Source organism: Staphylococcus sp. SUC_1.2, from assembly GCF_026222585.1.
This window is the reverse complement of sequence record NZ_JANJPM010000003.1, coordinates 71,920-90,874: the sequence shown is the minus strand read 5'-3', so window position 1 is coordinate 90,874 and position 18,955 is coordinate 71,920. Positions and strand designations below refer to the sequence as shown.

Annotated in this window: 15 protein-coding genes; 2 read left to right on the top strand and 13 right to left on the bottom strand. The window is 31.5% G+C overall.

The features are described from left to right. Window positions 1-67: 67 nt before the first annotated feature. The 13 genes from rpsB to ylqF form a co-directional block, all read right to left on the bottom strand. Window positions 68-856: a 30S ribosomal protein S2 gene (gene rpsB / locus NR218_RS02000; RefSeq protein WP_002448842.1), complete on the bottom strand. Its 789-nt coding sequence runs from the start codon at window positions 854-856 to the stop codon at window positions 68-70. 19 nt (window positions 857-875) lie between these two features. After that, window positions 876-1,007 carry a hypothetical protein gene (locus NR218_RS01995; protein ID WP_256096029.1) on the bottom strand — a complete coding sequence of 44 codons (132 nt, stop codon included), beginning with the start codon at window positions 1,005-1,007 and terminating at the stop codon, window positions 876-878. Window positions 1,008-1,076: 69 nt separating this feature from the next. Beyond that, complete coding sequence (gene codY / locus NR218_RS01990; RefSeq protein WP_017174600.1) at window positions 1,077-1,853, bottom strand: GTP-sensing pleiotropic transcriptional regulator CodY; 777 nt, start codon at window positions 1,851-1,853, stop codon at window positions 1,077-1,079. Window positions 1,854-1,874: 21 nt separating this feature from the next. Continuing rightward, window positions 1,875-3,275 (bottom strand): ATP-dependent protease ATPase subunit HslU, encoded by a 1,401-nt coding sequence (hslU, locus tag NR218_RS01985; RefSeq protein WP_017174599.1) that lies wholly within the window; start codon window positions 3,273-3,275, stop codon window positions 1,875-1,877. A 66-nt stretch (window positions 3,276-3,341) separates the two neighbouring features. Further along, window positions 3,342-3,887 (bottom strand): ATP-dependent protease subunit HslV, encoded by a 546-nt coding sequence (gene hslV / locus NR218_RS01980; protein WP_002448739.1) that lies wholly within the window; start codon window positions 3,885-3,887, stop codon window positions 3,342-3,344. Continuing rightward, window positions 3,888-4,781, bottom strand: a complete 894-nt coding sequence (gene xerC, locus NR218_RS01975) for a tyrosine recombinase XerC (RefSeq protein WP_017174598.1) — start codon at window positions 4,779-4,781, stop codon at window positions 3,888-3,890. A 137-nt stretch (window positions 4,782-4,918) separates the two neighbouring features. Continuing rightward, a complete protein-coding gene (trmFO, locus tag NR218_RS01970; protein ID WP_048762383.1) occupies window positions 4,919-6,226 on the bottom strand; it encodes an FADH(2)-oxidizing methylenetetrahydrofolate--tRNA-(uracil(54)-C(5))-methyltransferase TrmFO in 1,308 nt (435 codons plus the stop codon). 23 nt (window positions 6,227-6,249) lie between these two features. Next, entirely contained in the window at window positions 6,250-8,319 is a 2,070-nt protein-coding gene (topA, locus tag NR218_RS01965; RefSeq protein ID WP_017174596.1) for a type I DNA topoisomerase, read from the bottom strand. 138 nt (window positions 8,320-8,457) lie between these two features. After that, on the bottom strand, window positions 8,458-9,330 hold the full coding sequence (gene dprA / locus NR218_RS01960; RefSeq protein ID WP_019835580.1) for a DNA-processing protein DprA: 873 nt from the start codon (window positions 9,328-9,330) through the stop codon (window positions 8,458-8,460). A 257-nt stretch (window positions 9,331-9,587) separates the two neighbouring features. Further along, the gene (gene sucD / locus NR218_RS01955; protein WP_037540990.1) at window positions 9,588-10,493 is read right to left on the bottom strand and encodes a succinate--CoA ligase subunit alpha; all 906 of its coding nucleotides are present in this window, start codon (window positions 10,491-10,493) and stop codon (window positions 9,588-9,590) included. Between the two features lie 21 nt (window positions 10,494-10,514). Next, window positions 10,515-11,681, bottom strand: coding sequence for an ADP-forming succinate--CoA ligase subunit beta (gene sucC / locus NR218_RS01950; protein WP_265883235.1), 1,167 nt, complete (start codon window positions 11,679-11,681; stop codon window positions 10,515-10,517). A gap of 126 nt (window positions 11,682-11,807) precedes the next feature. Next, a complete protein-coding gene (locus tag NR218_RS01945; RefSeq protein ID WP_017174592.1) occupies window positions 11,808-12,575 on the bottom strand; it encodes a ribonuclease HII in 768 nt (255 codons plus the stop codon). Beyond that, on the bottom strand, window positions 12,559-13,443 hold the full coding sequence (gene ylqF / locus NR218_RS01940) for a ribosome biogenesis GTPase YlqF (RefSeq protein WP_017174591.1): 885 nt from the start codon (window positions 13,441-13,443) through the stop codon (window positions 12,559-12,561). The genes NR218_RS01945 and ylqF overlap by 17 nt, the downstream gene beginning before the upstream one ends. 255 nt (window positions 13,444-13,698) lie before the next feature. Here ylqF and NR218_RS01935 point away from each other — a divergent pair, with 255 nt between their 5' ends. Together NR218_RS01935 and NR218_RS01930 are read left to right on the top strand one after the other, a co-directional pair. Continuing rightward, on the top strand, window positions 13,699-16,305 hold the full coding sequence (locus NR218_RS01935; RefSeq protein WP_265883234.1) for a YfhO family protein: 2,607 nt from the start codon (window positions 13,699-13,701) through the stop codon (window positions 16,303-16,305). After that, entirely contained in the window at window positions 16,295-18,919 is a 2,625-nt protein-coding gene (locus NR218_RS01930) for a YfhO family protein (protein WP_093514691.1), read from the top strand. The genes NR218_RS01935 and NR218_RS01930 overlap by 11 nt, the downstream gene beginning before the upstream one ends. Window positions 18,920-18,955 lie beyond the last annotated feature (36 nt).

The window sequence follows — 18,955 nt, the reverse complement described above, 5'->3', positions numbered from 1 at the left end:
ATTTTAAATAAATATTTTAAAAAAAGGGCGATAAGCATTACATCTTATCACCCATTTAAACTATATCTTAGTTTGATTCAACAGTAGTATTTTCTTCAGTTGATTCTGCTTTTTGAGTTTCTTCACTTTCATCTAAATCGATGTTTTGTTCTGCAGCTACTTCATCGTTTGAAATACCTTGTTGACCTTCTAAGACAGCGTCAGCCATTTTACCAGTTAATAATTTAACGGCACGAATAGCATCATCATTCGCTGGGATAACATAGTCGATTTCATCAGGATCACAGTTAGTGTCAACGATACCAACGATAGGGATATTTAATTTACGTGCTTCAGCAATCGCATTGCGCTCTTTACGAGGGTCAACTACGAATAATGCTTGAGGCATAGATTTCATATCACGAATACCGCCTAAGAATTTGATTAAACGGTCATATTCTTTTTTAAGTTCAACAACTTCTTTTTTAGGTAAAACGTCAAATAAACCGTCTTCTTCCATTTTTTCAATTTCAGAAATACGTTTAATACGTTTTGAGATTGTTTTATAATTAGTTAAGATTCCACCTAACCATCTTTGGTTAACGTAGAATTGACCAGCACGTTCTGCTTCAGCTTTAACTGATTCTTGTGCTTGTTTTTTAGTACCTACGAATAAGACTTTACCGCCATCTTCAGATACTTGTTTTAAGAAGTTATAAGCTTCTTCAACTTTTTTTACTGTTTTTTGTAAGTCAATGATATAAATACCATTTCTTTCAGTAAAGATATATTTTTTCATTTTTGGGTTCCAACGGCGTGTTTGGTGACCGAAGTGAACACCGGCTTCTAGTAATTGTTTCATTGAAATTACTGCCATGTTAAATTCCTCCTATTGGTTAATTACCTCCATAGTAAACTAATATAAAGACAATACTTAAGACTGCACCCTTTATATTTACATTCACTACGTGTGTATTGGCTTTATAGCCGTCAATAATAATATCATATCTAGAATCATTACGCAACATTTTTTAACTGTGTAAAATAAAAAACTACTATCTTAATTTTAATAGATAGATAGTAGTTTTAAAAAATATTTATTCACTTCGATTAAGTTCATCTAAGAATTTTTCTTTTTTAACTTTAATAAATGTACCTTTCATGCCAAGCGATCGTGATTCTATTACACCAGCACTTTCTAATTTACGTAACGCATTTACAATTACAGAACGTGTAATACCTACTCTATCTGCTACTTTAGATGCAATTAATAGACCTTCATTACCACCAAGTTCCTCAAAAATATGTTCAATCGCTTCTTTTTCAGAATAAGATAATGAATTGATTGCCATTGTAATAGCAGCTTTATCACGTGCTTCTTTCTCAACTTCATTATGTTTCTCACGTAAAATTTCCATACCAATAACAGTTGCAGCGTATTCGCCAAGCACTAAATCATTTTCATTAAAGTCATCTTTAACTCTTCCTAGAATCAGTGTACCTAAGCGTTCGCCTCCCCCTAAAATCGGGAAGATGGTTGTTCTACTATTAATAAATACATCTCTGTGTTCTGGAGGGAATACTGTCAAGTCTGAATCAATATCAATATTCGCTTCAGTTTGTTGAACTTGCATAAGTAGTTCAGTGTATTCACTTGGAATATGTTTACTTTCAGTCAACATATTACTAATTCGTTCACTCTTTAAAAGTTCATTTAAACTTGAACCTAAAATTTTACCTCTACGAGAAACGATGAAGACATTTGTAACAGTTACATTACTAATAGTCTGAGCAACATCTTTAAAGTCTACCGCAATGCCTTTATGTTTTTGTAATAATGTATTTAATTCTCTAGTTTTAGATAATAAGCTCATAAAATTTCTCCTTTATTTATATTATAAAATAAATGCACTTAAATCTTTGTTTGTTGAAATAGATTTCAACTTATCATCAACATACTGTGGTGTTATATCTACTACTGCATTTGGCATATTTGGTGCTTCAAAAGATAAATCTTCTAACATTTTTTCTAAAATAGTGTGTAATCGACGTGCACCAATATTGTCTGTATCTTGATTCACTTGATATGCCATTTCAGCTAATCGTGTTATCGCTTCATCAGAGAAGTTGACCGTAACTTCTTCAGTTTTTAACAGTGCTTCATACTGCTTTATAAGAGATAACTTAGGTTCAGTCAATATTCTATAGAAATCATTGACTGTTAAGCTTTCAAGTTCAACTCGAATTGGAAAACGCCCTTGTAACTCAGGAATCAAGTCACTTGGTTTAGAAACATGGAAAGCGCCAGCACCAATAAATAGCATGTGCTCAGTATTTACAGTACCATACTTAGTTTGAATCATGCTACCTTCAAGGATTGGTAATATATCTCTTTGAACACCTTGTCTTGATACATCTTGACCACTATTGGAATTGTTTGTAGCGACTTTATCAATCTCATCGATAAAGATAATTCCCATTTGTTCTGCTAATTCTAAAGCTTCTTGATTAGCAGTTTCTTGATCAATTAATTCATCTGCAAAATCATCAGTAAGAATTTTACGTGCTGTTTTTACTGGTACTTCTCTTTCTACTTTTCGTTTAGGCATCAATTGATTCATCATATCTTGCATTTGTTGATTTTGACTCGTGCCTAACATTCCTAATGCGCCAGGGTCTTGTTCAACTTTGATTCTAACTTTTTCTTCTTCTAGCTTACCTGCTAAAAGTTGTTGTCTTATTTCTGACCGTTTTGTTTTGATTTCTTCTGTAGGGGCTTCTTCTTCCTCGTCATTCTGATTAAAATTAGGAATAGCACCACCTAAAAGAGATTCAAGTGGATTATTATTTTGAGCTGCTTTTTTCTTCATACTAGGAACAAGTAATTTTACTAATTTTTCATTAGCTTTTTGTGTTGCTTCATCTTCAACTAATGATTTCTTTTGCTCTTTTACGAGTCTTACAGACACGTCCACCAAGTCTCTAACCATACTTTCTACATCACGTCCAACATATCCAACTTCAGTGAATTTTGTAGCTTCTACTTTAATGAATGGTGCACCTACGACTTTTGCCATACGGCGTGCAATTTCTGTTTTACCTACACCAGTTGGGCCAATCATTAAAATATTTTTGGGTGCAATTTCTTGCTTAGTTTCTTCATCAAGAAGACTTCTTCTGTATCTATTTCTTAACGCGATTGCTACTTTACGTTTTGCATCTTCTTGACCTACAATATATTCGTCCAATTTAGATACGATATCTTTAGGTGTTAATTTTATACCGTTTGCATCCATTTACTATTACCTCCACCTTAATGTATGTCCATATCAATTCATTTCCGTTTTGTTTATATATGTTATTTATAAAGTCTCAACAATAATATTATCATTTGTAAATACACAAATATCTGAAGCCACTTTTAAGCTTTCATATGCCATTTCTTTAGCAGTCATATGTGAAGCATGACGTTTAAGTGCTCTTCCTGCACTTAATGCATAGTTTCCTCCTGAACCAATAGCGATTAAATCATCGTCAGGCGCAATGACTTCACCTGTACCACTTACCACTAAAATACCATCTTTATCCATTACGATAAGCATGGCTTCCAGTTGACGTAATTGCTTATCTCCACGCCATTCTTGAGCAAGTTCTACAGCAGCGCGTTCTAAATTACCGCTAAATTGTTGTAATTTAGTTTCAAATTTTTCAAATAATGTAAATGCATCGGCTACGCTTCCTGCAAATCCTGCTAACACTTTACCTTCGTATAAGCGTCTTACTTTTCTAGCTGTTTGCTTCATAATTACTTGTTCACCAAGTGTAACTTGACCGTCTCCAGCCATTGCCGCTTCTCCATTGTGTCTTACAGCATATATCGTTGTAGCATGTAATGATGTCTTACTCATTTATTTACTCTCCTTTTTTGCTCGAGGATGTGCATTTAAATACACTTTGCGCAATTGTTGATTAGATACATGTGTATACTTACCAGTTGTAGAAAGGTTAACGTGTCCTAATAAAGATTGAACTGTTCTTAGGTCTGCACCTTGATTCAATAAATGTGTAGCAAATGTATGTCTTAATTTATGAGGGTGGATTTCAGTTACCCCCGCTGTACGTTTAACTACATCATTGAGAAGATATCTAATACCCCTCTCAGTAATAGGATCACCTTTCATATTAACAATTAAATAAGGATGACTTTTACCTTTAAGTGGTTTGAATTTTTCTAAATATTGTTCAATACTTTGTCTACAAAACTCTCCAAAAGGCACAAATCGTTCTTTATTTCCCTTACCCAATACCTTTACCCCTGGAAGATTCATATCTAAATCCATAACCTTTATATTCACAAGTTCTGAAACACGAATGCCTGTTGCATATAATAATTCAATTACTACTCTATCTCTTAATCCTTTTTTTGCATCGTTTGAAACAGTATTAAATAATGCTTCCATTTCTTCTTCATAAAAAAATTGAGGAAGATATTGCTCTTTCTTAGGATGTACAAGTTGTATAAAAGGATTATTTACAGATGTATCTTGAGTCATCCAGAACTCATAAAATGTTCTTAATGTTGATATTTTTCTTGATACAGTAGTACGTTTCAAATTATTGGAATATAAATAACTTAGATAATTTCTTGCATCTTTATATTCAAACGTTCTTAAATTTAACAGTTCTTGTTCTAAAAACTGATTAAATTGAGCTAAATCGTCATGATACGCTTTTAATGTATGGTCGGAGAAATTTCTTTCAACTTTAAGCATATTCAAAAATTTCTTTTGGATTTCTTCCACTAAAAATCCCCTCCATCATATGCATTGTAGCATATAAACTGAGGGGGACTAAAATAATTAGCTATAGAATTCAAAATCTTTTGAGAATTTGTGAATAATTTAAAAATTCCTTCAAAATATTTTATTATAATTTAAATCTATAACGTTTTTTTGAAATTTTCTAAATAGTCTAGTGCACGATATGCTTGTGCTTCATAACGTTCTTTTTTATCTTTAATGCGGCGATCAAGTGACGGCAATAAACCAAAGTTAGCATTCATTGGTTGGAAGTTTTTTTCATTTTTAGCATGAGAAATATAATAAGCCATACTGCCTATCATTGTTTCTCTTGGAAAAATCACTTCTCCTTTTCCAAGTAACTTATGCGCTAAATTGATACCTGCTACAAGTCCACTTGCTGCACTTTCAACATATCCTTCCACACCTGTCATTTGTCCTGCAAATTGAATTCTATCATTATTAATTAATTCATATTTTTCATTTAAAACATCAGGTGAATTAATGAAGGTATTTCTATGCATCACACCATATCTAACAATATCAATATTTTCTAAACCTGGAATTAATTGAATGACTTCTTTTTGAGCGCCCCATTTTAAATGTGTTTGGAAGCCGACAATATTATAAAGCGTACCAGCCGCGTCATCTTGACGTAATTGCACTACTGCATATGGACGTTTACCAGTTTTAGGGTCTTCTAATCCTACTGGTTTCATTGGACCAAATAGTAATGTTTTACGACCTCTACCAGCCATCACTTCAAATGGCATACATCCTTCAAAATATTTTTCTTTTTCAAATTCATTTACAGGTGCAACTTCAGCTTCTAATACCGCATCATAAAAACGATTGAATTCTTCTTCAGTCATAGGGCAGTTTAAATATGCTGCTTCACCTTTATCATAGCGTGATTTCAAATAGACTTTATCCATATCAATTGAATCTTTTTCAATGATTGGAGCTGCTGCATCGTAGAAATATAGTTGATCTTTACCTGTAATTTCTACAATTTCTTTAGCTAAATGTTCAGTTGTTAACGGGCCTGTTGCAATGATTGTATGTCCTTCTGGAATACTGTGAATTTCTTTATTCAAAACAGTTACATTAGGATGATTTTTCAATGTATCTGTAATATAACCAGCAAAGTCATGTCTATCTACTGCTAATGCACCACCAGCTGGAACTCTAGCTTTATCAGCTGCTGCGATGATTAATGAATCTAAACGTCGCATTTCTTCTTTAAGCACACCTACACCATTTGTTAATGCATTACCACGTAGTGAATTAGAACATACTAACTCAGCAAATTTATCTGTATGATGGGCAGGCGTTTGTTTAACAGGACGCATTTCGATTAAATTCACTTTAATACCACGTTCTGCTAATTGATAAGCTGCTTCTGAACCAGCTAATCCTGCGCCTATAACATTAACAGTTTGACTCATATACATTCTCCTTTAATAAAACTCTATTTTTGTACTTCTTCTTTATAGTCACAATTAGAACAAATCACTTGAGAACTACGTCCTTTTTTATGTTGCATCAAGTAATGATTACATTTTGGACAATCTCTTCCTATTGGTTTATCCCAAGAAATAAAATCACACTCTGGATAATTCGAACAACCATAAAATAATCTATTTTTCTTAGATTTTCTCTCAACTACATCGCCATCTTTGCATTTTGGACAAGTGACACCAATAGTTTTAACAATAGCTTTTGTATTTCGACAATCTGGGAAATTCGAGCACGCCATAAATTTACCATAACGTCCCATTTTTATTACCATAGGAGCTCCACATACTTCACAATCTTCGCCGGCTGGTTCATCTTTAATTTCAACTTTTTCCATTTCTTCCTCTGCACGTGCAACATCTAATTTAAAACTACCATAGAAATTATCGATAACTTTTCTCCAACCGATATCACCTTCTGCAATTTTATCGAGCAAGGTTTCCATATTAACTGTAAATTCAACATCAATAATTTCTGGGAAGTAATCCTTCACTTGCTCATACACGATTTCTCCTAGTTCAGTTGGTACAAAACGTTTACTTTCAAGTTTAACATAATTACGTTTTTGAATTGTGTCAATCGTTGGAGCATATGTTGAAGGTCTACCAATTTTTAATTCTTCTAATGTTTTAACTAATCGTGCCTCTGTGTATCGTGGAGGTGGTTGAGTGAAATGTTGTGCCGGTTCAATTTGTGTTGCAGTTACTTTGTCACCTTGATTTAATTTTGGTAATTTATTTTCTTTATCATTATCTTTGTCATCTTTTGCTTCAACATATAATGTCATAAAGCCTTTAAATTTGATTGTTTGTCCATTTGCTCTAAATTTAATGTCATTTTGTGTTACATCTAAAGCCACAGTATCTAAAACTGCAGGAGCCATTTGACTTGCTACAAAACGTTCCCAAATTAATTTATACAAGCGATGTTGATCACGTGTTAAATATGCTTTCATTTCATCTGGTGTACGTAATGTACTTGTTGGACGAATAGCTTCATGGGCATCTTGATCCCCTTGTTTACCTTTTGTTTTACGGTTTGAAGTATACTCAGTACCATACTTCTCTTCAATATATGATTTTGCTTCATCTTTAGCAGTTTGTGAGATTCGTGTTGAATCTGTTCTCATATATGTGATTAATCCAACTGTACCTTGTCGTTTCAAATCGATACCTTCATATAATTGCTGTGCTAACATCATAGTCTTACGTGCTTTAAAATTAAGTTTACGTGCTGCTTCTTGTTGTAACGTAGACGTTGTAAATGGATTTGCAGGGTATCTCGTTTTTTCTTTTTTATTTACATTAGTGATTTCAAATTCATCACCATTTAATTCGGATGTAATTTTTTCAACATCTTTTTTTGTTTTTAATTTATACGGTTTGTTTTTATAATGTAAGAATTTAGCAGTGAACTTTGATTTTTTATATCTAAATTCACCTTCAATTGACCAATATTCTTCTGGTTTAAAATTACGGATTTCATTTTCACGGTCAATGACTAATCTTAAAGCAACTGATTGTACTCGACCAGCTGACAATCCTTTTTTTACTTTCTTCCATAGTACTGGAGAAATATTATAACCTACAAGTCTATCTAAAATACGACGCGCTTGTTGTGCATCAACTAAATTCATTTCAATACCACGAGGATGTTTAAAACTTTCTTTTACTGCATCCTTAGTGATTTCATTAAATACAACTCTGTTTTCTTTTGATTCTTCAAGTTCTAAAATTTTTGATAAATGCCAAGCAATCGCTTCACCTTCGCGGTCAGGGTCACTAGCTAAGAAAACTTTTTTAGCTTTTTTCGCATATTTTTTTAAATCTTTAACAACAGGACCTTTACCTCGAATAGTTATATATTTTGGTTCATAGTTATCTTCTACGTCTACACCCATTTGACTTCTTGGTAAATCTCGTACGTGTCCCATAGAAGCAATAACTTTATATCGTTTACCTAAATATTTTTCAATGGTTTTCGCTTTTGCAGGCGACTCAACGATGACTAAATTATCTGCCAAAGTGAATTCCCCCTTGCTTTTTCAATTACTAAAGATAAATGATAAACGGTTAATTTTGTTTTTGTCAATATTTTAATCCAATATAGATATTTTTTTGTGAAATATCCTTTGAATTTTCACAATTAATTATTTATATATTTAATCGTTTAAAAAGCGATAATCATATAATATATCTTCTGCTTCTGAAACAATCATTGCACCTTCTTGAGCACGTAATAAATTTCCTTTTGTCAAAGGATTAAACATCGATCCAGGCAGTACATAAACATTTCTATTTTGATCTAAAGCACAATCTATTGTAATTTGACTACCACTTTTAATTTTAGCTTCAGTAATTAATACACCACGAGACAACCCGCTTATCAGACGATTTCTTTCAGGGAATTGATATTTGTTTATTTTTGTTAAAGGAGGATATTCACTTATGACTAAACCAGTTTCTTCAATTATATTGCGTAACTTTCGTGTTTCCTTTGGATAATGATTTAAATGACCAAAACCTAGAACTGCAATAGTTGGAAGATGATGTTTTAATGCGAATTGATGAGCTATGCTATCAGCACCTTTCGCTAAACCGGATACAATCGTTAGTGGAATATTTATAAAGTGAGGAAATAGATAATCTAGTGCACACTTAGAATAATTTGTGGCCTCACGTGAACCTACAACACCTAAAGTATACGTAGATGATAATAAATGTATATTTCCACGATAAAATAATATAAAAGGATAGTCGTAAATAGTTTTAAGCAATGAAGGATATTGAGAAGAAAATGAAGTAACATAGTTAACCTGATATCTAGAAAGTTGGGTTTGAATATAATCGTAAGAAATCTCTGTTAATTGAGTAAAACGCTTCTTTTTTAAATATAGAGATTCCCATTCATTGATCATTTCAAATTGATCATGTTCATTAACATTGAAAAATTTTGGAAATACATTGAGTAAATGATGAATATGTTGGGTCGTATACCCTATCCATCTCATTTTTAATAAAATAAAATCATTCATGAAGTAAATGTCTCCTTTTAATTTATTATACCGTGAATCATTAACAGTAAAATTTCATTTATAAGACAAATTTGATATATAAATGTAAGGAGTAATAATATTAAAAGATTATGTATACTTTTTGATTTCATAACATGTGAAAAATAGAGCGTTCAGTCATTTATAATATATTGTAGTCTACGATATATATAAGAAAAACTGCCAACAAATTTCAGTAATTGTTGACAGTTTGAATTCAATTATTAATTACATAATTGCTACTTCACTGTTAATAGTTCTTCATAAATGCCTGCTTCTTTTGCCGCTTCAATTAGTGTTGTACCAATTTCTGATGGTGTATCTGCTGTTTTAACACCACATTCATTAAGCGTTTTAATTTTTTCTGCAGCAGTTCCTTTACCACCTGAGATGATTGCACCTGCATGGCCCATACGTTTTCCTGGAGGTGCTGTTTGTCCACCAACAAAACCAACCACTGGTTTAGTCATGTTTGCTTTGACCCATTCAGCTGCTTCTTCTTCAGCAGTACCACCGATTTCGCCAATCATAACAACAGCTTTTGTTTCTTCATCTTCATTAAATGCTTTAAGTACATCGATAAAGTTTGTACCGTTAACTGGGTCCCCACCGATACCTACTGCTGTGGTTTGACCAATACCTTCTTCAGTTAATTGATGTACTGCTTCATATGTTAAAGTACCTGAACGAGAAACAACACCTACATGCCCTTTTTTATGAATATAACCTGGCATGATACCAATTTTACATTCATCTGCCGTAATTACACCAGGACAGTTCGGTCCAACTAAACGTGTTTTTCTACCCTCTAAATAACGTTTCACTTTAATCATATCAACAACTGGAATATGTTCAGTAATACAGATCACCATATCTAATTCTGCATCAGCTGCTTCTAAAATTGAATCTGCAGCAAATGGTGCTGGTACGTAAACTACTGATACGTTAGCACCTGTTTCTTTTTTAGCTTCAGCTACTGTATTATACACTGGCACGCCTTCAACAACTTGTCCACCTTTACCTGGTGTTACCCCTGCGACAATTTGTGTGCCATAATCAAGCATTTGTTTTGTATGGAAAAGGGCAGTAGACCCTGTAATACCTTGCACCATTACCTTAGTATTCTTATCTATAAATACACCCATTTTAGTGTTCCCATCCTTTCCTTACGCTTCTTTAACAAGTTTAACAATTTGTTGTGCACCTTCAGCCATTGTTGCTGCTGGTTCAATTGCTAGACCAGATTCATTTAAAATCTCTTTACCACGTTTAACGTTTGTGCCTTCTAAACGAACAACTAAAGGTAAAGTTAATTCGACTTCTTTAACTGCTGCTACAATACCTTCTGCAATCACATCACATTTCATAATTCCACCGAAGATATTTACAAAAATACCTTTAACATTATCATCCCCCAAGATGATTTTGAATGCTTCAGTTACTTTTTCTTTTGTAGCACCGCCACCAACGTCTAGGAAGTTAGCTGGAGTACCACCGAAATGATTAATTGTATCCATTGTAGCCATGGCTAATCCGGCACCATTAACCATACAACCAATGTCACCATCTAAAGCAATATATGATAAATCATATTTAGATGCTTGAATTTCTTTTGGATCTTCTTCTTCTAAATCACGTAATTCTAAAATATCTTTATGTCTAAATAATGCATTATCATCAAAATTTAATTTCGCATCTAAAGCCAAAACATCACCATCACCCGTTGTTACAAGTGGATTAATTTCAACAATAGAACAATCTTTTTCAACAAAAACATTATATAAAGAAAGTAAGAATTTTGCTGCTTTATTTACAGATTCTTTTGGAATATTGATATTGAATGCAATACGACGTGCTTGGAATGGTGATAACCCTATCACTGGATCGATTGTTTCTTTAAAGATCTTTTCTGGCGTTTTAGCTGCAACTTCTTCAATTTCAGTTCCACCTTCTTCAGAAGCCATCAATGTAATACGATCAGTAGCACGATCAATGACAAAGCCTACATAATATTCTTTTTGAATATCACAACCTTCTTCGATATATAAGCGTTTAACTTCTTTACCTTCAGGCCCAGTTTGATGCGTTACTAATTGCTTGCCTAATAATTCATTAGCATAAGTTTCAACTTCAGACAGTGATTTAGCAATTTTAACTCCACCTGCTTTACCTCTACCCCCAGCGTGAATTTGTGATTTCACTACATAAACATCTGAATTTAATTCTTTTGCCTTTTCCACCGCTTCTTCAGCAGTAAATGCTACACGTCCTTCTGGAACGGCTACACCCATAGCACGAAATATTTCTTTACCTTGATACTCGTGGATATTCATCTTCCATCCTCCTGTTTCTTAGGTTAAGTTCACTTTAATTATAGAAAATGTAAGCGCTTTTGTAAACTGAAAGTGTTATACTTTTTGCAATAGTTTTTAAATTCAAATAATTTTATTTTTATTTAATTATATCATTGATTTAACAGGCTCAAACGTTTTACGATGATATGGCGTTATGCCTAATTGTTTTAATCCTTGAAGGTGTGATTTAGTGCCATATCCTACATTTTTTTCAAAATCATAACCAGGATATTTCAGTGCTACTTCCGCCATTAAACCATCCCTATATTCTTTTGCCATGATACTAGCAGCAGCAATAGAAACACTTTTAGCATCTCCTTTAATAATAGAAGTTTGAGGAATTGCATTATCCAATGTCATAGCATCAATAAGTAAATGGTTAGGTTGTTCTGTTAATTGATTAATAGCACGTTTCATAGCTAATTTGGTTGCGTTGTAAATATTGAACTCATCAATTTCTTCAGCGCTTGCTATCCCGTAAGCATAATCATAAACGCCTTCTTTTAATTGTTCGTTAAGTATTTTTCGCTTTGTTGCTGAAACTTTCTTCGAGTCATCTAATCCTAAATATTGATGTTCTTTATTTAAAATGACTGCACAAGCTACAACAGGCCCAGCAAGTGGACCACGACCTACTTCATCAATCCCACATATTAAAGCATTAGGATTGTCCTTTAATATTTCATTTTCATATTTATTCATTTGTTGATAATGTTCTCGTGTTTCTTGATCTTTTAAAAGCTGTTTACGACGTCGTACTATATTTTGCTGTACCCCTTTTCTTGTATCACTCATTAATTCATGTTGTTCAAGTGCTTCAATTGAATCAATTGTGTCTAATAATGCTTTAATCTCTTTAATTGTTTGAGGCATAATCTAAGTCCCCTTTCATTTCTGAATAAATATCAAAACAATAAGTTCCAATTTTAGCATTACGCACATCATTAATAATCAATTCGATGACAGCCTCGTAATCGACTTCATTTCCTTTTTGTAATAACCCACGTCGACGTCCAATAGCATCAAACCATTCTAAAATTTCTGCATCAGTTTCTACATCAATATTGTAATGATTCTTCAATCCTTCAATATCATGTTTAATTAAGAAGTGTAAACCGTATATTGCTACTTCATCTAAGTGTACGATACTATCTTTAATGGCACCAGTAAGGCTTAGTTTTTTACCTACAGTTTCATCTTCAAATTTAGGCCATAAAATACCTGGCGTATCTAGTAGTTGTAATGCTTTACCTACTTTAATCCATTGTTGTTGTTTCGTTACTCCCGGCTTATTTCCTGTTTGAGCAATATTTTTTTTAGCTAACTTATTAATTAATGTAGATTTCCCCACATTAGGTATACCAACAATCATGGCACGTATTGCTCTAGGTTTAAGTCCTTTCGCTTTTTCTTTCTCAAATTTTTCTTTAGTCGCTTCAATTGCAGCATATTCTACACCTTTTAAATTTTTGCCGTGTTTCGCATCAACTGCTACAGGATAAAAACCTTTATCAGTAAAGAAATGTTCCCACTTTTGCATTTCATTTAAATTCGACATATCTTTTTTATTTAAAATAACTACGCGTGGTTTTTGTTTAATGACATCATCAATCATTGGATTTCTTGAACTATACGGTATACGTGCGTCAACAAGTTCAAATACCACATCTACTTTCTTAAGTTGTTCTGTCACTTCTCTTTTGGCCTTTGCCATATGCCCTGGATACCATTGAATCACCATGACATTCACCCTACTTTCATTAAATTTATTTCAACTGTTCGATTATAATCAATATTTAAAATCTTCACTACTATTATCAATTCTATTATATTTTAACATGCTATTTCATATTCATTAAATCGCTAATATTAAAAACAAATTTCTAATTTTTTATAAAACATATAAATACTTTTATTAAGAAGTTTAATACTCTACAATTTAGTATGTAGTCATTTTTTAATTATGAATAGTACATTCTAACTATAGAGGTTTAATATGAAAAAATTCTTTACTTATCTAGGACTTTTTATAGCACTGTCCATCATAGGACATAGTTATGTCATTTATCGTTTTATTCACGATGGTATTTTATTTACAGGTCCAAATGATGGAATGGAACAAATGGTTCCAATTCAAATGTATTTATTTGATAAATGGAGTAGTGGCAATTTGTTTTATTCCACTGATTTTGGATTAGGTGGCGATTTCTTTACAGATCTTAGTTACTACTTCTCCACAAATATTTTATTTATAATAAATGTAGTATTTATTGCACTTATTAAAATTTTTATTCCTTTACATACGCATAATGTATTATTTTGGATGATTAATGCACTGATTATGTCCATGATTAAAGCAATGATTGCCATGTATTGCACTTATTTATATAGTAAATACATTTCAAATAACAAATGGTTAAGCTTAGTTGTAGCGTTTTTATTTGTTATGTCACCCTTATATTATCGCTTTACAGTGTATTGGCCCTTCTTTAGTGATGTGTTTGTTTGGCTGCCGTTATTATTACTCTCTATTGAAAGAGTCTTACAAAAACAGAAGTTTGGACTATTCATTGTTACTGTTTCTTTAATACTAATTAATAACTTTTATTTTGCATACTATCTTTGTTTAATAGGTGCGGGTTATATACTGATTCGTATAATATTTAGACATCCAAAAGATATTCTCTCAAGAAGTAAAGCATTTTTAACTTTAATCATTAGTGCCCTGTTAGGTTTAGGTAATAGTTTATTTATCTTTTTTCATGGTGCTCAAAGCTTTTTAAATAACCGTCGTGTACCTTTTTCTGGAGCAGTTGATACATTTGAAAAATTAGATATTAATACAAATATTTTCTTTGATAATTATTTAATTGTATTATTATTTATTACCATTCAAGCTCTTTTAAGTTTTAAATTATATAAACATTATTATTATCGTTTATTTGCTATCCTTACCTTTGTATTTATTATATTTAGTTTTATACCTTTCATCGACCAAGTATTTAATGGTTTTTCAGCGCCTCAAAAGCGTTGGCATTTTATTTTAGCTTTTAATTCCACACTATTAATCGGATTATTTTTAAAATATTTCAAAACACTAACTACAAAATCTTATCTAATAAGTAATATTATTGCAGAATTAGTTATATTTATAAGTGCTATGATATATCATAAATTTTTAGCATGGTTCATATTAGTCCCTATTGTATCTTTGATTGGATTGATGGTTCTTATCATTAAAGATCGTACATATCGTTTTAAATTAAGTTATTTATATAGTGTTTCAATTATATTATTAAGTATCTTGGTCTCTATAGTATTTATTAAAAATCAAATTTACTATAAAGATCACACTGATCGTGGAAATACGTTTTATATTAATTCCAGTTTATATAGTTCCGACTTACAACGTGCACTTGTTCAAGAAATGAATCAAAATAAGCATGAAGATGAACGTATCGATTGGAGAGTCAACGAGCAAGATAATACACCGATGTATCAACATTTTAAAGGGTTAAGTTTATATTCAAGTATTTTTCATCATAATATACTCGATTATTATTACGATGCTTTAAAAATTAATTTAGCTGAGGAGTCATTGAGTAGATATCAATCAACGAATGGACGACAAAATATCTCGAGTCTATTTTCAGTGCGTTATATGATGCTAAAAAATTATCAAAATAACTTACCTTCCTACTTCAAAAAAATAAAATCAAGCGGACAATATGGTATTTATGAAAATACACTTAACTTACCATCTGTTAAAGTAACTGATTCTATATACAATAGTAAAAAATTGACGACTGCAATTGATAGAGAACATGCAATGTTAAAAGGTGTGATTTTAAACAATGAAGGCACAAGTTATAAAGCTAAAGCTCCTAATTTATTAAATCAATCATCATTGAGTTATAAAAATTTAAAACATTTAAATGGTAATGTCTATAAAGTAATTGGAGATAAAGGTGGAACATTAACGATACACTTACCTCAATCATTACGCCAAAAGTATGATGATTTTTACGTTACGATGAAAATAAAGCGTGGTAATCCTGATAGTAATTACACAGTCTCTGTAAATAATTATACAAATCACCGATTATTTAACAATTCTACTTATCGTACTGGTATTGATACTCAACTTTATCGAACACAACCTGATAATAAGGGAAACATTAATATCACTTTATCTCCTAAAGGAACATTTTATTTAAACCTTCAACAATTAAATGGTGAAAACTATAAAATATTAAAACAAATGCATAAAAAAGCTGATTTTAATAACAAATATAAAGATATTAAAAACGGCGTTGAAGTCAACTTAGCTAAACATGATAAAGGGATTGCTTCAATTAATATTCCTTATAGAGAAGGGATGCAAGCGTATGTTGATGGACACCGTATTAAACCTATGAAAGTTAATTACATGATGACAGGCGTTCCTGTTAATTCATCTGCTAAAAAAATAATTATTAAATATCAACCACCTTATTGGAATACTATGATTTTAATCTCACTCATCAGTATAGTAATAAGTGTTGTATTTGTTAGATTTGTTAATACCAAAAAGAGAAAGTTGAGGAAAAACATTGATCAATAAAATTCGGTCCAATCGATTATTGACCTTTTTATCTATATTTATAATTGCTAATATCATTTCTTTAGCAATTTATTATCCATTTATTCGAGATTATTTCAAAGAAGGATTTGTATTTAGTGGTTCTGGAGATGGTTTTAGACAAATGATGCCATTTCAAATGTACTTATATGAACATTACAGTAAGTTCAAAGGAGCCTATGATCAATCTTTTGGATTAGGCGGAGATTACATTAAGGGGTTGGCCTATTATTATTCTTTATCTCCCATAATGTGGATTAATTTTTTTATAATCTGGGTAAGTCATTTTTTATTTCATTGGCAAACGAGTCATATCGCCTTTTGGGCAACTAACCAATTAATAATCGCTTACGCTAGAACGATTATTACAATTATTGTTGTATTTTACTATTTAAAATGGCTAAAGTTGAAAACAGCGCCATTGCTTATCGCTACTATTTTATATGGTGCATCCACTCTTGTGCTTTACTATAACTATACATGGTCATTTTATGGAGACTTATTGATTTTATTACCTTTATCTTTATGGGGAATGGAACGTTTCTTCCAAAAAAGAAGAATAGGGCTATTTATCTTTTCAGTTGCTCTGACCTTATTTTCTAATTTTTATTTCAGTTACTACCAAGCTATTGTATTAGGGATTTATTTCATATTAAGAGTCATTTTTAAATATCGTTGTGATATCGTATCAAGATGGGAAAAATTTTATTTACTCGTTATTGGTGCAATACTTGCGCTTTTATCTAGTATTTTAGGATTCTATACAGGTGTATCTTCATTCCTAAACAATGATAGAGCCCAAAATGATGACTTTAATATTACATTGTTTACAGATTTAACACAAAGTAAATATCATATTTTTTCTGATGGTTTTTATATCACAGTTTCGATTATTGCATTAATGGCTTTATTTACGTTTAAGTTATATCGTCACTACTATTATAAAATTTTTGCTATCATCACTTGGTTTTTACTTATTGGATCGTTATCACAATACTTTGATAGTGCATTTAATGGCTTTTCATTACCACAACGTCGATGGGTATACTTTTTATCTATTTCAACTAGTATCTTAATTGCATTATATATTCAATATTTATCTGAACTTACATTAAAACAATATTTACTTGTAGCAATTCCGGTATTTATATTTGGTTTATATCACTATATATTTGCAAGTGCTTATGTCAATTGGATGATTGTACCATTATTTTTAATCATCGTTTTAATCTTTGTAGTATGGAAAAAACAATGGTTATATCAACCTTATATACTAATAGCTATTGTATTACTATTCTTTGTACAACAAATTATAATGACACACGATTCACGAGCCCGTACTATTGATCCATATGCAACGACTACGAAAACATTAACAGATTCAAGTTATTATAATCATAAACTTGCTAAAAAAATTAATAATATTAAGAAACAAAAAGATAATAAAAATCCTTTCCATCGTATCGATTACATGTCAGCCTATGCACTCAATTCACCATTTATTTACCATTATAATGGCATTTCACTTTACTCAAGTATTTTTGATGGTGACATATTAAAATACTATGATAAAGAAATGCAAATTAATATGCCTGTTGATAAAAATAGTACATATCGATACTTAGGGAATCGAGCAAATTTAGAAGCCATGTGGGATGTTCAAGATCGATTCCGACATCCTAATGATCTGAATATGCCTTATGGTTTTAAAAAGGTAGATACTATCAATAATGGTTCAGATAAATTAATTCATTCAGAAAATACTATTAATTATCCAGCCACGCATATTACTAATAAGATTTTTAATAAACATGATCTCAAATCGCCATTAGATCGTGAGCAAGCGATGCTACAAGGTGTAGTATTAGATGATGATTCAATAAAAGCGAATACTTCTTTCACTCAAAATAAAAACCTATTAAGTAAAGCATATCAATCTACAAATAATGCTACTTGGAAAGATAAAACTCATTTAAACGTAGAAAAAAATAATGGTGGTATCACATTAACATTACCTAAAACGTTAGCTAATCAATATAAAGATATGTATGTCGAAATGGATGTAGAATTGTTAGCTCCCGATATTGAGCATTCTATAGGAGTAAATGAATATGCTCAAAATCGTAATATGCTAAGTTATAAATATCGACGTTTTGTAACGCCTGTAACAATGAGAGTAAAAGCTTCGGATCAATTAAAGATTCGTCTTACTAAAGGACATTATCGATTATCTATTAAAGGTATCTATGGAGAAGATTATCATACATTGAAACAAGCTTCTAAATCACTTAAACCTGTGACTATTTCACAATTTAGAAGTGGCTATACATTCACTAAACCTAAAGGAACTTCTGGATACTTAGTGGTACCAATCGCCTATGCTAAAGGTATGCATGCACGTGTTAATGGACACGATGTAGATGTAAAACAAGCTAACGGTATTATGACAGCTATTCCAGTCAAGAAAAATGATACTCATATTGAATTATCTTATACACCACCACATTTTTATATACTATTAATTTTGAGCGTTATCGGAATAATAAGCAGTATAATATTTAGCAGATATTTAAAACGAAAAAATCAATTAAAATAAAAAGAGCCTGAGTCATAATTACTAGAAAAATAGCCA

Excerpts from the sequence above, each read along its gene's own strand:
- rpsB (WP_002448842.1), bottom strand. The coding sequence starts at position 856 with ATGGCAGTAATTTCAATGAAACAATTACTAGAAGCCGGTGTTCACTTC.
- NR218_RS01995 (WP_256096029.1), bottom strand. The coding sequence starts at position 1,007 with ATGTTGCGTAATGATTCTAGATATGATATTATTATTGACGGCTATAAA.
- codY (WP_017174600.1), bottom strand. The coding sequence starts at position 1,853 with ATGAGCTTATTATCTAAAACTAGAGAATTAAATACATTATTACAAAAA.
- hslU (WP_017174599.1), bottom strand. The coding sequence starts at position 3,275 with ATGGATGCAAACGGTATAAAATTAACACCTAAAGATATCGTATCTAAA.
- hslV (WP_002448739.1), bottom strand. The coding sequence starts at position 3,887 with ATGAGTAAGACATCATTACATGCTACAACGATATATGCTGTAAGACAC.
- trmFO (WP_048762383.1), bottom strand. The coding sequence starts at position 6,226 with ATGAGTCAAACTGTTAATGTTATAGGCGCAGGATTAGCTGGTTCAGAA.
- dprA (WP_019835580.1), bottom strand. The coding sequence starts at position 9,330 with ATGAATGATTTTATTTTATTAAAAATGAGATGGATAGGGTATACGACC.
- sucD (WP_037540990.1), bottom strand. The coding sequence starts at position 10,493 with ATGGGTGTATTTATAGATAAGAATACTAAGGTAATGGTGCAAGGTATT.
- sucC (WP_265883235.1), bottom strand. The coding sequence starts at position 11,681 with ATGAATATCCACGAGTATCAAGGTAAAGAAATATTTCGTGCTATGGGT.
- NR218_RS01945 (WP_017174592.1), bottom strand. The coding sequence starts at position 12,575 with ATGCCTCAAACAATTAAAGAGATTAAAGCATTATTAGACACAATTGAT.
- ylqF (WP_017174591.1), bottom strand. The coding sequence starts at position 13,443 with ATGGTGATTCAATGGTATCCAGGGCATATGGCAAAGGCCAAAAGAGAA.
- NR218_RS01935 (WP_265883234.1), top strand. The coding sequence starts at position 13,699 with ATGAAAAAATTCTTTACTTATCTAGGACTTTTTATAGCACTGTCCATC.